Source organism: Aestuariivivens marinum (assembly GCF_022662175.1).
Taxonomy (GTDB): domain Bacteria; phylum Bacteroidota; class Bacteroidia; order Flavobacteriales; family Flavobacteriaceae; genus Aestuariivivens; species Aestuariivivens marinum.
Genome location: NZ_JAKMCR010000001.1, coordinates 1,282,956 through 1,298,815 on the forward strand (window position 1 = coordinate 1,282,956; position 15,860 = coordinate 1,298,815).

The 15,860-nt window shown below is 34.3% G+C and carries 15 protein-coding genes; 6 read left to right on the top strand and 9 right to left on the bottom strand.

Translation table 11 applies throughout. The annotated features are described in order from the left end of the window. Positions 1-17 precede the first annotated feature (17 nt). From MR053_RS05495 to MR053_RS05510, 4 genes are read left to right on the top strand one after another with little or no spacing between them, the layout of a single operon-like run. The gene (locus MR053_RS05495; RefSeq protein WP_242131434.1) at positions 18-344 is read left to right on the top strand and encodes a hypothetical protein; all 327 of its coding nucleotides are present in this window, start codon (positions 18-20) and stop codon (positions 342-344) included. 16 nt (positions 345-360) lie between these two features. Continuing rightward, positions 361-582, top strand: coding sequence for a hypothetical protein (locus tag MR053_RS05500; RefSeq protein WP_242131435.1), 222 nt, complete (start codon positions 361-363; stop codon positions 580-582). 21 nt (positions 583-603) lie between these two features. Further along, positions 604-1,014: a VOC family protein gene (locus MR053_RS05505; protein WP_242131436.1), complete on the top strand. Its 411-nt coding sequence runs from the start codon at positions 604-606 to the stop codon at positions 1,012-1,014. Beyond that, complete coding sequence (locus tag MR053_RS05510) at positions 1,015-1,800, top strand: RMD1 family protein (RefSeq protein WP_242131437.1); 786 nt, start codon at positions 1,015-1,017, stop codon at positions 1,798-1,800. Here the strand turns inward: MR053_RS05510 and MR053_RS05515 are convergent. Further along, positions 1,787-3,244, bottom strand: a complete 1,458-nt coding sequence (locus tag MR053_RS05515; protein WP_242131438.1) for a mannosyltransferase — start codon at positions 3,242-3,244, stop codon at positions 1,787-1,789. The two genes, MR053_RS05510 and MR053_RS05515, sit on opposite strands and share 14 nt — an antisense overlap. 113 nt (positions 3,245-3,357) lie before the next feature. Between MR053_RS05515 and ggt the strand changes: the two genes are divergently transcribed. Further along, positions 3,358-5,049, top strand: coding sequence for a gamma-glutamyltransferase (ggt, locus tag MR053_RS05520; RefSeq protein WP_242131439.1), 1,692 nt, complete (start codon positions 3,358-3,360; stop codon positions 5,047-5,049). 6 nt (positions 5,050-5,055) lie between these two features. Here the strand turns inward: ggt and MR053_RS05525 are convergent, their stop codons facing one another. The 7 genes from MR053_RS05525 to MR053_RS05555 all read right to left on the bottom strand — a co-directional run bounded on the left by MR053_RS05525 (position 5,056) and on the right by MR053_RS05555 (position 14,049). Next, positions 5,056-6,546: a cellulose synthase family protein gene (locus tag MR053_RS05525; RefSeq protein ID WP_242131440.1), complete on the bottom strand. Its 1,491-nt coding sequence runs from the start codon at positions 6,544-6,546 to the stop codon at positions 5,056-5,058. After that, the gene (locus MR053_RS05530; protein WP_242131441.1) at positions 6,543-7,235 is read right to left on the bottom strand and encodes a glycosyltransferase family 2 protein; all 693 of its coding nucleotides are present in this window, start codon (positions 7,233-7,235) and stop codon (positions 6,543-6,545) included. Before MR053_RS05530 ends, MR053_RS05525 begins: the two co-directional genes overlap by 4 nt. A gap of 137 nt (positions 7,236-7,372) precedes the next feature. After that, positions 7,373-8,299, bottom strand: a complete 927-nt coding sequence (locus tag MR053_RS05535) for a homocysteine S-methyltransferase family protein (protein WP_242131442.1) — start codon at positions 8,297-8,299, stop codon at positions 7,373-7,375. A 4-nt stretch (positions 8,300-8,303) separates the two neighbouring features. After that, positions 8,304-9,059 carry a sterol desaturase family protein gene (locus MR053_RS05540; RefSeq protein WP_242131443.1) on the bottom strand — a complete coding sequence of 252 codons (756 nt, stop codon included), beginning with the start codon at positions 9,057-9,059 and terminating at the stop codon, positions 8,304-8,306. Positions 9,060-9,152: 93 nt separating this feature from the next. Then, entirely contained in the window at positions 9,153-10,928 is a 1,776-nt protein-coding gene (locus MR053_RS05545; RefSeq protein WP_242131444.1) for a tetratricopeptide repeat protein, read from the bottom strand. 218 nt (positions 10,929-11,146) lie between these two features. Continuing rightward, positions 11,147-12,745, bottom strand: a complete 1,599-nt coding sequence (locus tag MR053_RS05550; RefSeq protein ID WP_242131445.1) for a 4Fe-4S binding protein — start codon at positions 12,743-12,745, stop codon at positions 11,147-11,149. A gap of 2 nt (positions 12,746-12,747) precedes the next feature. Continuing rightward, positions 12,748-14,049 carry an NAD(P)/FAD-dependent oxidoreductase gene (locus MR053_RS05555; RefSeq protein ID WP_242131446.1) on the bottom strand — a complete coding sequence of 434 codons (1,302 nt, stop codon included), beginning with the start codon at positions 14,047-14,049 and terminating at the stop codon, positions 12,748-12,750. Between the two features lie 295 nt (positions 14,050-14,344). Here MR053_RS05555 and MR053_RS05560 point away from each other — a divergent pair, with 295 nt between their 5' ends. Next, on the top strand, positions 14,345-15,073 hold the full coding sequence (locus MR053_RS05560; RefSeq protein WP_223550575.1) for a metallophosphoesterase family protein: 729 nt from the start codon (positions 14,345-14,347) through the stop codon (positions 15,071-15,073). Between the two features lie 8 nt (positions 15,074-15,081). On the opposite strand, the gene MR053_RS05565 is transcribed toward MR053_RS05560, so the two are convergent. Further along, positions 15,082-15,855, bottom strand: a complete 774-nt coding sequence (locus tag MR053_RS05565; RefSeq protein ID WP_242131447.1) for a TIGR04283 family arsenosugar biosynthesis glycosyltransferase — start codon at positions 15,853-15,855, stop codon at positions 15,082-15,084. Between the last annotated feature and the right edge of the window lie 5 nt (positions 15,856-15,860).

The window sequence follows — 15,860 nt, forward strand, 5'->3', positions numbered from 1 at the left end:
CCATAAAAAAGATTTATATGAAAAACAGAAATGATAATTTAAAACGTGTCATAGTAGACTTTAAAAAGTTAACGCCTGAGATATTGGCCTTATTGGTTGAAAAGTATCCCGATGGTTACGATGACGACCAAATTATATCATTTAGAAATCAGCATAACGAGATTATTGAAGCTGTTGAAGTCACAACATCAGATACCAAGTACTTAGTAAAAGTTAGTAAAAAGCTGGCCATAACTATGGAAAATTATGATGAAGATGATTATGAAAATTTTGATAATGATGATCCAGAAGCGGTTCAAGATCCCGATGTGACTGATGAAGATACAGACGACGATAATGATTAATACAATATAAATTACTATGAGAACAGCTGTTTTTAAGTCGTATAAAAACGGTTATTACACATTTTGGTTTGAAAACGGTGACGAATTGGCTTTTGAAGAAGTCCATCCACGTGTTTTAAAACAATTCGATTTAAAAAACGATAAGAGTTTAATCGATAAGGAATTTAGGATAACCTTTGTGGAGGATGAAGATGGTGATGATGTTATTTACAGAGTTGAAAGTTTAAAACCTCTATAGTTCATTTATAAATTATGGCCTATGCAAACCTCATTTCACATGTCACTACCTTGCCAGAGTGTCAAGGAGACAAAACATTTTTACAAGAGTATTGGGGCTTCATTTGGAAGAAGTACCTTAAGCTGGGTTGATGTCAATTTTTATGGCCACCAAATAACGTTCATTAAAGCTGGAAAATTTAATTTTAATAGCCCAAACTATGTGTTCGAAGGTAAGATATTACCATCCTTCCATTTTGGGATTATCTTGGACCATACAACATGGAAAAATGTTTATGACAAGTTTATGGAATTACAATTGGATCTGGTAACTGGGTCTATTTTTTTAAAAGACAAAGCGGGTGAGCACTATTCTTTTTTCGTAAAAGATCCTAATGATTATATGTTGGAATTTAAAAGTTTTAAAGATTCAAACGACGTATTTAGTTTTTAAATGTATGCTGTAGTTGCTTATCAGGTTGCTAGTGCTATCAATATCAAATCCAGTAGGCAACAGGTACCTTGGCAATTGTTATTTCATGATAGCGATGAGCTTTATTTTTCAATTACACCAGAGAAATTTGTATATATATTTCAGTATGGTATAGTGAGTTTTTTCAACATGTCCAAAGCTGAAATAAAAATGGCCTTGCGTTACATACAGCCACTAAGTGTTAATTATTTTAAACAAAAATTGTCAGATTCTGTGACAGTTGCTATAGAACCTAGTACTCTAAAAGTAGAATTTGATAGAGTTGTGCTTCCTAATTTTGATGAAGAAATGATTCGTTTGGTGATGCTAAATACTTCACAATCAGTAGCACTGGATAGGTATTCTGAAATAACCGAAGAACTACTTGTCGAAACTAATAAACACACCTTATATCTTGAACAAAGAGGAAAGCTGGATATTTCTGGAAACAAGTTAAAAAGATTTATAGGCAAGATTTTAAACATAAAAAATAAGATTTCGGAGAACTTGTATATTTTCGATTCTCCCGAAATCACTTGGGAAAGAGAACAACTTAGCAAACTTAATCTAGATTTAAAGCAATCTTTTGATTTAAAGGATAGGTACCGATTAATTCACGATCGTATAGAAATTATTAAAGAGAATTTAGAGCTCTTTAAAGATATTATGGATCATAAAGAGAGTAGCAAACTAGAGTGGATTATAATTATTTTAATTGTTATTGAAGTGGTTGATTTGTTTATTGCCAAGTTGGCTAATCTAATTTAAGAATGGGTTTTGACTCTCGTTTAGGAAGTTTTTTAATAAATATTTCCCATATAAAAACGCCGTAAACAATAAGGTATTCTAAGGCTATTATCCATAAATTTTCAGACTTATCAGCCTTGTTAGTATTTAAGTAAGCCAAATAGCTTAGTATTATAATGAGACTCCATACTAAAGGATATTTATAGTGAGTAAATACCGACAAAATTAAAAGTGTTGCAATGTACCATGGGTGAACTGTTGTAGCTGTAAAGTAATAAAACGATAAGGAGAGCAATAGGGCTGTGATAAGCTGTTGGGTTGTTTTGTTTTCTCTAAAGAATGTCATCAATAAAACAAAAAGTAAGATGAGGTATGGAATCGTTTTTCCTATTATGGCAATCTCGTTATATCCCCTAAAGCAATAACCAATTTCCCTAGCGATATAATATAAACTACCGTTGAACTCAAAATTATTAAACCATAAAGCTATGGTTTTGGTGTAATTATTAATAAATTCAGAAGAATAAAAAGGTGCAAAGAGTAATAGGACAACACTGATTACAATGGCATAAAATGAAATAAGTCTTGTCATTCTGAGCAATAGCGAAGAATCTCTCACGTAATTGGTGGAAACATTTACTGGGGTTGTAGAAGTACGGTTGCTGAGGCTACTCGAAGCGAACCACTGAAAAAACAAAGGCAAAAAAATTAAGGGTATCAATTTAACTGAAATGGATAAACCTAAAACCACAGCTGCCCATTGCCATTTGCCTAGATGTAATAAGTATAAGGACAACACCAAAAAGAAAATCATGACACCTTCAAAATGTAAGTTTCCTGTCAGTTCGATAATAATAAACGGATTTAAAACATACCAAAAGATATGGTGTAGAGGTAGGTTCAATCTGTTTAATAATTTTTTACCAAGGTGAAACGTGCCAAAATCGGCAGCAATAATAAGCAGGCGCATCAACACTACCGACCCCAAAACACTTTTATTGGCAAATAGAGCAGCAATGGTAAAACATAATTGATTTATAGGCGGATAATTGCTGTAATGGCTGGCATTTAAAGTGCCCATATCATTAAATAACTGTTGAGCTTTTGATATAGGGAATTCATCTTGACCTATAAAGGATTCTGGAGTGAACAAATAAGGATTAAATCCTTCTAAAATTATGCGACCATCCCAAATAAAACGGTAAAAATCCTGTGAGAGGTTAGGGATAGCCAAAATAAATATGGCCCGAAAACCAAATGCAATAAAAATTAAGGTTTTAATGTTGTTTTTAAAACTTGATACAAGTTTATAGAATATAGCAAACAAGCTAAAGTAAAGACAAAGCAAAAGCAGGTAATTGGTACGTGCTAAATGGTAGGCAAATATATAATACAGGATGAAACTAATTAAAATTAGTAAAACAGGTTGCTTGTTCAATTTTAAAAAGCCTAAAGGGAATTGCATATGCCAAATATAAAGGATTTGTCAGTTATTTTTCTTTTTAAAACACTTACTTGATATTCTTAATTTAATCTGTTAACTTCGTTAGGTTTCTGAAAATCAACTAAAAACCCCCTATGAAGTTAAAAATCATTCTATTAATAGTCTTCGTTATTTCAATATTTAATGGTCAGGCTCAAGATCGGATAACAGGTGAACTTTTTGCAACCAGATCTGAAGTCATAGCTCAAAATGGTATGGTTGCGACAAGTCATCCATTAGCAACTCAAGTAGGCTTAGATATTTTAAAACGAGGTGGTAATGCTGTAGATGCAGCTATTGCAGCTAATGCAGCTTTAGGTTTAATGGAGCCAACGGGTTGTGGTATTGGAGGTGATTTATTTGTGATTCTTTGGGATGGCAAAACCCAAAGATTATATGGTCTTAATGCCAGCGGTCGTTCGCCAAAAGGGTTAACTTTGGACTATTTTAAGGAAAAAGGGCTAAGTACAATACCTTCTTATGGGCCTTTACCGATTAGTGTGCCAGGTACTGTAGATGGTTGGTTTACTTTACATAATAAATTTGGTTCGTTGTCCATGACTACCATTTTGGAACCGGCTATTAATTATGCTCAAAATGGTTTTCCGCTCACAGAACTTATAGCCTTTTATTTCAATATAGGTATTTCAAAATATTTGGAAAAAGGATTCCCTAATATAGAAGATAACTATCTAATGGATGGTAAAATACCTAAAGAAGGAGAATTATTTCAAAATCCCTATTTAGCCAATACTTATAAAAAAATAGCCGACGGAGGAAGGGATGCATTTTATAAAGGAGACATAGCCAAAACTATTACGGATTTTATCAAATCACAAGGCGGCTTTTTATCAATGGAAGATTTAGCTGAACACAAATCTGAATGGGTCGAACCCGTTTCGGTGAACTATAGGGGTTATGATATTTGGGAATTACCGCCTAATGGACAAGGTATTGCGGCATTGCAGATGTTACAGATTTTAGAAGGTTATAATTTTTCGGAAATTGAATTTGGTAGTACTGAACATTTGCACCTTTTTACCGAAGCCAAAAAGCTAGCTTTTGAAGATCGTGCTAAATACTATGCCGATATGGATTTTGCTAAAGTACCTGTTGAAATATTAATTTCCGATGACTATGCCGCTAAGAGAAGGGAACTTATAAAAGAAAGAGCTTCGAAATATAAAGCTGGTGAAATAAGTTCGGGAGAGACTATTTATTTAACCACAGCTGATAAATATGGTAATATGGTTTCTTTTATCCAGAGCAACTATCGAGGGATGGGTTCGGGAATGGCACCTCCAAAACTGGGTTTTATGCTTCAAAATCGTGGTGAATTATTTAATTTAAAACCAGGCTACAATAACACCTATGAACCTAAAAAAAGACCTTTTCATACCATTATCCCAGCTTTTATTACTAAAGATGGTCAACCTTTCGTAAGTTTTGGGGTCATGGGAGGCGATTTTCAACCACAAGGCCATACGCAAATTGTTATGAATATTGTTGATTTTGAGATGAACCTGCAAGAAGCTGGTGATGCACCACGTTGGGACCATAGCGGGTCGTCTTCTCCAACAGGCGAGGCGGCCGAGGGTATAGGCGAGATCCATATAGAATCGGGAATTCCCTATGAAACGGTTAGGGGACTTATGTTAAAAGGGCATAAGGTTGGCTATGGGTTAGGATATTATGGTGGCTATCAAGCTATTTTGTGGGATGCCAAGAATAAGGTGTACAGAGGTGCTTCAGAAAGCAGAAAAGATGGTCAGGTTGCAGGGTATTAAACTGGATTAAACTTTTGAAGTTATAGATTTAAAAAACACATAACCAAAGCCTATAAACAACATAAGGTGAAAAGGGAACAATCCAAAATCTCCACCTTGATTGCCAACAATAAAGGCACTATACATTCCAAAACCAAAATAGAGCATAAGCAAACCTTCAAAAACGACATGCTTAGATATGGCTCCTTTAATATATTTGTTGTTTTTCCAGTTGTCTTTAAACCTGCTTATGTTAAATTTTGGAGTACGCACAAATTCACTTTTCTTTCCCAAATGGCCTTCTATAACAGCTATGGAATTGTGTAGCGAAAAGCCCATGGCTATTGAAAAGAACACAAAAAACATCCCTATATATCCCATAAAATTTTTTAAGCCGTTTCCATATATGTTTTTGTACATATACCAATAACAAATAAAGAATATAACTGTACTAATTACAAAAAAGCTCATTGCAAAAAAATAAGGCTTAAGGTGAGCGTATTCATTCTTTATATATAGCATAGGGATACTTAAAACACCAACAATGAATATGTTTAAAAACATGGTGCTATTTAATAAATGAAGTAGGCCGTGCACCTTGGTTTTTGTCGAAATGTTCGGATTTTTTAAAACCCGCCAAAGCATTTTTCTGAAGTTTTCAGCACCTCCTTTATTCCATCTAAACTGTTGGGAACGGGCAGCACTAATAACTATAGGGAGCTCTGCAGGGGTTTGCACATCTTCAAGATATTTAAACTTCCAGTTTTTTAGTTGGGCACGGTAACTTAAATCCAAATCTTCAGTTAAGGTGTCACCTTCCCAATTACCTGCATCTAAAATACACGTTTTTCTCCAAACACCTGCTGTACCATTAAAGTTTATAAAATGTCCTTTACTGTTTCTTCCTACTTGTTCTAAAGTAAAATGGGCATCTAATGCAAAAGCTTGAATTCTAGTAAGTATCGAGTAGTTTCTATTTATGTGCCCCCATCGGGTCTGCACTACACCAATATTTTTATCCTTAAAATAAGGTATGGTTTGCTTAAGCCAATCTTTTTTTGGTAAAAAATCGGAATCAAAAATAGCTATAAATTCACCCTTGGCAATTTTAAGGCCTTCTTTCAGGGCGCCTGCTTTAAATCCTATTCTGTTGGTTCGGGTAATATGCTGAATATCTATTCCTGTAGCTTGAAGTTTTTCAATATGTGCACGAGTGTTTTCAACCGTTTCATCGGTGGAGTCGTCAAGCACCTGAATTTCAAGTTTGTTATTTGGATAATCAATTTCTACTATATTATCCAATAAACGCTCCATAACATACATTTCATTATATACTGGAAGCTGTATAGTTACATACGGAATTTCATCTGGGTTAGAAAGATCGAACGTTTCACAATCTACTTCCTCTTTTTTTGAGGATAAATAATTGATTAACAAATTAAGCTGCGCTAAAGCATATAGAAATATCAGCAAAAGCGCAATAGAATATATAACTATTACAGTTGTTTCTAGAATCATTTGTTAAAGCTGTATTTAAATATCCAACCCAATATTTTTACACCTGCAAATATAGCACCTTTTATTGTACCAGAAACTTTTGAAACACCAATTCTATTTCTATAATTTACTGGTATTTCGGTGTATGTAAGATTTTTTTTTAAAGCTTTTAATTGCATTTCTATAGTCCAACCATAAGTTTTATCTTCCATGTTTAATTCCAAAAGCTTATGGTATTTAATGGCTCTAAATGGACCCAAATCAGTAAATCTTGCTCCAAAAAAGAGTTTCATTAAAGTTGTGGCAAGCCAATTGCCCAATATTTGAGGAACAGTCATAGCGCCAGGTTCACGTAGTCTTTTAACCCGTGCACCAATTACAAAATCGATGTTGTTATCAATAATGGGAGCTACTATTTTGGTTAGTTCTTCGGGATGATCACTATAATCACCATCGAGGAATACAATAATATCTGGTCTTTCTGTTTTATTTGAAACATATTCCATACCTTTTAAACAGGCATAGCCATAGCCTTTACTGTTTTCGGTTAACACGGTAGCACCAGCTTGTTTGGCGTTAATTTCGGTGTTATCGGTTGAATTATTGTTTACCACAATAATTTCATCTATTTTTTCGGGAATATCCCTAATGACATAGGAAATGGAATCTGCTTCATTAAAAGCAGGAATAATGACGTTAATTTTAGTCATGTAGTAATATTGAATTACAAAAGTACAACAACCTGAGTCGATTTTACAATGACTAACTAATAGAATTTCCAAATAAAAGAATATGCTCGGCATATTCTTTTATTTGGAATTGTATAGGCTTTATACATAGAGGAATCTTACAGCGTATGGTCACATATTGATGCTAAGTGTGAGGCATCTGTGCCGCAACAACCACCATACACATTTAAGTTAGGTAAGAGGGATTTAAGTTGGGCATAAAGTTTACCCAGTTCATCTTTATCTCCTACATCAATTTTAGTGGATTGATCTAGTTCTTCATGACTTTTACAAGAGGCATTGGCCCTTATTCCTTTTATTCTCGATTTCCATATTTCATCTTTTTCAATAGCAGTCATAAAGTGTGTTGGATGGGCACAATTAATCATATAGTAAATGGGGTAATTCCCTGTAGTTTCATCTGTTTTTAAGATGGCCTTTTTTAGAGTTTCGCCAGAAGGGAGATGTCCATTGGTTTCTACAGTAAAGGATATTACTACAGGGATATTAAAGAATTTTGCCGCTTTAGTAATTCCAATAGCTTCGTTACTATAGGTCATGGTAATGGCCGAAATCATATCGGCACCTCCTGCTTTTAACGCTTCAATTTGAAAGCTATGGTATTTTTGGGCCTCGTCTGTGGTCATAGATTCATTAACAGAATAACCATCTCCTCTTGTGCCAACACAACCACTGATTATAAAACCTTCAATAGAATCCTTGTGCTTGTCTCTTAAAGTAATGAGTTGCTTGATTGCTTTTTGATTTATTTTAATTAAATCGGTAGCGTTATAACCTAACTTGTAACCCCAATCTGGATTCGCACGCCATGTTGCACTTTCCAAGATAAACCCCGTTTGATGTTTCTTGGCTATGCTAATGTAATCATCATAATATTCAATTAGAGTATTTTCATGTTCTGGGTGGTCCAACAAAGTGAATGCGGCAAAATGGGGTAAATCGATGCCTCTATTGAATATTAAATCGGTTTCAAGACCTCCATCGGTTAAAAAGATAGATGTATTTAGCATTTCAGTAATAGTCATAATTCTAAGGTTTTGATTTATTTATATCACGAAACGTGAGCATTTCAATGATTTTTGAAGAGGCTCCATCGTAAAACCCTGTCTCGTATTCGTAGTTTTTTGGATTTTTGAAGGATCCAAAAATGATATCGAAAATGGGTAAATCGGAATAATTGTGTTTATGAATTCCTTTAGCATGGTGAATTGTGTGGCTTTCTGGGCGTTGAATAATATAGCCAAGCCATTGCGGAGTTTTAATATTGGTATGCTGAAAGATACCCAAAAACATGGTAGCCAATAACATTATAGTAACGGCCTGTGGTGTGACACCAATTAATAGAGCCAAACAAATACTTCCTAGGAACGTAAAGCCAATCATATCGAACAAACTAAAGTAGAAGGCTCCGTAAGTATCCATACGTTCTGCACTATGGTGCATTTGGTGAAATACACGCCATAAAGTATCATTCTTGTGCATAGCTCTATGCCATACAAATACTCCGAATTCGTATAATATGATTGCTAAAATACCACCGCCAAGGTGCCCTAGGCTTGTTAAATCAAAAAATTGGTATTTAGACAAAAATGGATCAGTGAGTAATGGTAAGTATGACGATAAATAAAAATACACTCCAAAGGAAATAAGCCCTTTAAGTTTCCAATTCTTAACTTTAGGCAATCTTCTAGCCGGAAATAAAGCTTCCCAAATAATTAGAATAAAGTACATTGCTAAAGCAATTAATGAGATGGGGTCCAATAAAATTTCTAATGGTGTTGGCATAATAATAGTTTTTAATAGTTTTGTTCTTACTTCTAAAGGCGTAAGTTTTTGCCTTACGATGTAAGTTTTAAAAATAAGAGGTAAGTTCCTCTTTTATAAGGTCCAATGTACTATGATTTCTGGTGAGTAGGAACAGTAAGTACCTGTTTTTATGGATATAGAGAGGTGTTTTGCCAAATCTGGATGCACAAGCTCTATTTTTTTGATACAATTACGAATGCGCCAGGTTACCGCCGAACGTGCCTTTTCAATAGTAGAACCTATTTTTCGGGTTTTTCCAGACAAACCCAAAGATTGTGAAAGATGATCAAGAATGGCATCATATTCTTCCCTAAGAGGATTAATTTTTTCAATTTGATTTAAGGTTTCGGCTTCAGCAATATCTTCTTTAAGTTCCTTTAATCGCTTTTGATAGGCTTGTTTTGCTTTATGGTCTAAAACTTCAATTGATTTGCTCTCATCAACACTAGCATTCATAAGATCTAAGCAATGAAATTCTTTTTTAGGATGGCTTATTAGCTTGTAGATATCGTAAAACCCTTTCGCATCTTTTAGGTTTACATAATAACCTAAATAACTCATTTCCCAAATATCTCCTTTTAATTGGAACGAATTATGTGTGTGGTCAATTGAAGTTTTCGAAGGTGCTTTTAGTAATCGCTTTTCAGACTTTATAAAATCAACTAAAGGGGCTAAATAGGTGAATCCCTTAAATGGATTTACAATCATAAGCCATTCTAAGGCCTCTTCTTCAAGCATTTTTTTTTCTGAATAAACAGCATTTTTAAATTGAGATAAATAAATATCCCAGCAACGCCACATGTTACTGTAATCTTTAAGTTGTAAATAAGCTGCAGCTATGAATGCAGGGAAATCTGTCCAACAATTAAAATTGGTTTTTTTGCTTAGCACAATAGCAGTTTCAAAATCACCAACGGCCAAATAGTAATTCGAACCATGTGCGTAATAATGATTGTTATGAAACGGATTCAATTCAATGGCTTTCAGGTATAGTTTTATAGATTCTTCCGCATAACCCAAAAACATTAAGGAAAAAGCAACCCTGAGTAGGTGTGAACAGTCATTGGAGTTCATCCGCAACGATTTTCTTAAATAATGCTCGGCTTTTTCATATTCACCCATATAAACATATATTCTTCCCAAAACACCCAAAGCGATATAATCATTAGCATCAAGTTCTATGGCTTTTAAAGCGTATTTATGGGCACCTTGCATACTAATATCCCAACGATCCCAAATAAGACAGGACCAAAAATTAAAGTAACTTAATGACAGGCCTGTATATGCCAAAGAGTAATTAGGGTTAATTTTTAAAGAGGCATTAAAGTATTCACGTGCCTTAATATCGTTGTCCCCAGTTCCTTTTTGTAGGGTGTGCATACCCATGATATAGTTTTCATAGGCCGCCAAATCGACTGCATTTTTTTTATATGAATGGGATAATAGATTATAATTAATTTTTTCCTGAAGTACGGTAACTATTTGCTGTATTATATCGTCCTGGGTTTCCAATAGTGAATCTAATGTTTCATTGTACTGGTTGCCATAAACCAAACTATGGTCTTTGGCTTTTATAAGTTGAATGGATATCCTAAGCGTGTTTTTTAGATTACGAACTGTACCATGAATAAGAAAATCGGCTCCCAGTTTGTTTATTTCTTTTTGGTTTGATATGTCCTTTATTCTTAATGTTGAATATGAGGATATCACGGAAAGCCCTATAAACTTTGAAAAATGAGTAATAAGATCTTCAACAAAACCCAAGAAGAGTTGTTTTATTCTATTGTCACTGCTCGTAATTTGAAATGGTAAAACGGCAATAGTGATATTTTTGTTTTTAGTCAGCATTATACTTTAAAAAGAAAGAGACCTAGACAATTCATATGGAACTACTAATTTAAGGAATTTAGAAGCATTAACGTTTATTTAATTAAGGTTTGGTATGTTGTTTTCTGTCCAATCCTCTTAATTTTAAAGGTGTTATCATGCTAATGTTTATGAGAGTCTTTTGGAATGAAGAAGAAAAATGCATTAATAATAGGGCTTATAACAGAATATTCTTTTTATTAATCATGTACTAAATTCATTAAATCAACATTATTTCCTAGAAGGATGTCATTTTGATTGATACGTCCTTTTATAGTGTTATTTTCCAATTTTAAAACTCCTCGCGGACAAACGGCACTGCAAATACCACAACCAACACAACTGGAGCGCACAATGTTTTCACCCTTTTGGGCATAAGAACGGACGTCGATACCCATTTCGCAGTAGGTAGAGCAGTTGCCACAGGAAATGCATTGGCCTCCATTAGTAGTGATCCTAAATTTAGAAAACATACGTTGTTGAAATCCTAAAATGGCAGCCATAGGGCAACCAAATCGGCACCAAACTCGATTTCCTAAAATAGGGTAGAACCCTGTGCCAATAACTCCAGAGAAAATAGAACCGATATACAAACCATAGACTGAACGTAAACTGCTTGATTTTATAAAAAACACTTGATCTGATGTGCCTGTATAATGTAATAGGAATAATGAAACAATAATGGCAAAATATCCTATAGCACCATAGCGGGCATCTTTACCTAGTTCCTTACGCTTAAAAACCATAACAGTAATGAACAAGACTGTTAAAAAGCCAAAAACACTTAATAGAAAAGTTTTTCTTGTTAACCAAAATTTATTAGGATCGCTACTTAAATAGGTATAGATAACCGCTGTAGTCATGATAACTGAAAACACCAATACACTATGAATTAACCAACGTTCAATTTTCCAGGCAACTAATTTTTTGGAGGATAACTGCCTAAAAGCATCTCCAGCAGTTTCGGCTAGGGCACCACAACCACAAACCCAAGAACAATACCAGCGTTTTCCAAATTTATAGGTGAGTATGGGTGATATAGCGAAAATGGATAATATTCCAAATATTAAAAGGGATAGTCCTAAAGTTCCTGAGGATAAAAAACCATTAATGGACCAACTGTCAAAAATATAATAGTTTAAAGGCCAAATACTTTTTAAGTCGTAATAAGGGAGATTATAATTAGGGCTTTCATTTAGTCTTACCATAAATTCTGGAATCAAAAACGCAAAACCCAATTGAAAAAACATAACCGAAATGGTTCTCAACTGTTGGTAACGATTATGGCGGTATTTCAATATAAACTTATATCCAAAAATGAGAATAGCAACCGTATAAAGTGTGCCGTAAACAAACCATTGACTAGCTGGTTTGCCACTTAATAAATAGCTTAAGGGGTCAAATAAAGCAATGAGCCCAGTGTTTTCATTGTTATTAGAGCCTAACCCTAAATATTTCGGAAAAAAATAAAGGACAATATAAAAACCAGTAAGTACAATGCCCGTTAACCAGCCTAATACGCCTCTAGAAGAAATAGATTTAAACCAAATGCTATCATTTTTTATGCCTTTCATTTTTTTTAGATAAGCATCCCTAGAAAAAATAATTGTTCCTATAGTAATTAGGCTTAATGAGACTGTTAATATTAAGGTTTTTTGAGAAGAGGGGGTGTTAAAGAGGGCAAGAACTAAAATAAATAGACCAATCATGCCTAATAAAACAGCAATTTTTTGAACTGAAGATAAATGGTTAGCATCAGGTTTTGCTAAAGACATACTATAATTTAGTTTTTGATTCATAACTATATGGACTGAAGTTGGTGGTTAGTGTAGGTTTTTAAAATTTGACTTTCAAACCTGTAAAAAAGTTCGGGATCGAAATTGGCTTCAGCTAGATGTTGTATCACGTAATCAACATTTCTTTTTTCGGAAAGCCATCTGTTAAAAACTTCATGTCTCATACGAATACCAAATGTATTGATTCCCAAAAACTCATTTGTTTTGGTATTGTAGCATACTGTAATACATTTAGTATCATCTTCATGCTTCCAATGGAAATGAGCTTCCTCTTTTTTAGGTTTGGCAAATACCCAACCATAGGTTTGGTACTCGATATCTATAAATTTGGCCGAATTAAACCAATGGCCGGGATTGTAAGGCATACGGTTGCCACAAATGGTTTGTGCTACAGTTTCCCCCATCATGCGTCCAGTGTACCAAACTGCTTCAATGGATTTTCGGTTACCTATTGGTTCGTGTTGCTCAGCACAATCACCAATGGCATAAACGTTTGGAATATTTGTTTCTAAAAACCGATTCACTTTTACACCCCTCCCCGTTTCAATATCAGAGCCTTTTAAAAAATCAATATTAGGAGATACACCTGCGGTTAACCCAACCACATCACAAGGTATTTCCTCATGAGTTTCCTCAACAATGACAGACATTACTTTTCCGTTGTTATCTGCCTTAATCTCTTTCAGATTGGAACTTAATCGCAAGTCAATATTGTGGTTTCTAATATGCCGGTTTATCATAGCACTTTCTCCTTCGGGTAGTATGCCGTTCCAAAAACTGGATTCCCGAACTAAAAACGTAACGGGAATGTTTCTGCTGTTAAGCATTTCGGCAAGTTCAATACCAATCAATCCGCCACCAACGATAACAGCTCTTTTACAAGCCCTGTTATTTGGGGCGTATTTTTCAAGGTTTTCCAAATCCTGTTTGTGATATAGGCCCATTACACCATCTAAATCCTGTCCTGGCCAGCCAAATTTATTAGGCTTACTACCTGTGGCTATAATAAGTTTGTCGTAACACACGTCATTGCCATTTTCAAAATGTAGTGTATTGCTTTTGGTTTCAATCGTTTTTACATAACCTCTTTTAAGATTGATGTTGTTTTTCTTCCAAAACCAATTTTCATAAGGTTGGGTGTGTTCAAATGTCATATGACCCATATATACATACATCAGTGCAGTACGCGAAAAGAAATAATCGGTTTCAGCAGAAATAACAGTTATTTTTTTATTAGATAATTTCCTAATATGACGAGCAGCAGTAATGCCCGAAATGCCATTTCCTATAATTACAATGTGCTCCATGCTTTTTTGAATTATATGTATTAGGTCGAAGTTAAAGATAAAAACTTAATTTGATCAATAATTGAGAATTACTTTAAATTGGATTAGTTGTGTAGGGACTTTCAAAATCTTAAGACTTTTAAGTTTTTTAAAAGTGTAAGTTGACATACATTTTTATAAATTAAGATTGAGTATTATTTAGTGAATTAAAATTGATGAAACCCAAATTTTCACAGGAGTATCCAGTAACAATTGATTATATTTAAGGTTTTCTATTTATTAAAATAATAGCTTATTTTTGATTGAAAAATCAAGTATGCGAACATTTGCTATTGGGGATATTCATGGGGGATTAAAGGCTTTAATCCAATTATTAAATAAGTTGGAGCTTAAAGACGGAGACAGTCTTATTTTTATGGGTGATTATGTTGATGGTTGGAGCGAGTCGGCGCAAGTGATTCAATTTTTAATAGAATTGTCGCAAAAATTCAACTGCATTTTTATAAAAGGGAACCATGATATTTGGTGTGAAGCGTGGTTAAGAAATGGGGCAGTAGATCCAGTTTGGTATATGCATGGAGGAAAGGAAACGATAGAAAGCTATGACCCTTTTTCAAAAAATCAAAAGCAAGAGCACTTAGTATTTTTTGAAAATATGAATCCCTATTATATTGACAATTCCAATCGTTTATTTTTACACGCTGGTTTTACCTCAATGCATGGAGTGGAAAAAGAAGTGTTCCAAGCCGTATTTTATTTTGACCGAACGCTTTGGGAAATGGCCTTGACCATGGATAAGCGTATTGAAACGAATTCCGCTATATATCCTAACCGATTAAAGCATTATAGCGAAATTTATATTGGTCATACCCCTACCCTTAATTATGGTGTGGAAGTCCCAATGCATGCCATAAATGTATGGAATATTGATACTGGAGCAGCTTTTACGGGAAGATTGTCGGCGATAGATATTAATTCCAAAACTGTTTTTCAAAGCGATGCATTGCCGAGCCTATACCCTAATGAAAAAGGAAGAAATAAATAAGAACTAAATTAACAGATTTTTCTTTTGTAGTAACGATACAGGGCATTGGCATCGGCACCAAACCACTGCTTCAAATGGATACGCCAATAATAGTATTGCAGTTTCCAAACACCATGTTTTCGGTACATTCTAGCAGAGGATTTCAGTTTTTTATTAATTACAATAAATTGCTTTCTAGTGTATAGTTCTTTAATTAAAATATTGTCCTCATAAATAGTGTAACGCTCGTCGTAGCCACCTATAGAATGAAATAACGATTGGGTTATAAATAAACTTTGATCACCACCTCTGCAAGATTTCCAATTGAATCTGGTAAACCAACTGGCTAATTTTAACCACCAGTGCGTACTGTCGAATTGCATTCTAAAACAGCCCGCATTATGTCCTTTTTTAACTTCGGAAATAATAAGTTGGTCAAAATGTTTTGGTGGAAAGGAATCGGCATGTAAAAAATAAAATATAGAGCCTGACGCCCATTTAGCACCAAGGTTCATTTGTTTTGCACGACCTTTTGTCGATTCTAAAAGTAGTACCGACGTTACTTCTAGCGAAGTTGAGAGGTCATTATGAGGTCTCGACTCCATTTCGAATAAGCTCAGTAACCGCGTTAGACCTGACATTGCTTTTACAATATCTTGAGAGCCATCAGTGCTACCCCCATCAACAACAATGATTTCAGATATGTTTTCCCTAGACGAAACAGTTTGCAAATGCTTAAGTAGTTTGCCAATATGCCCTTTTTCGTTTAAAACAGGAATTATAATTGAAATTTGATGTTGCATAGGCT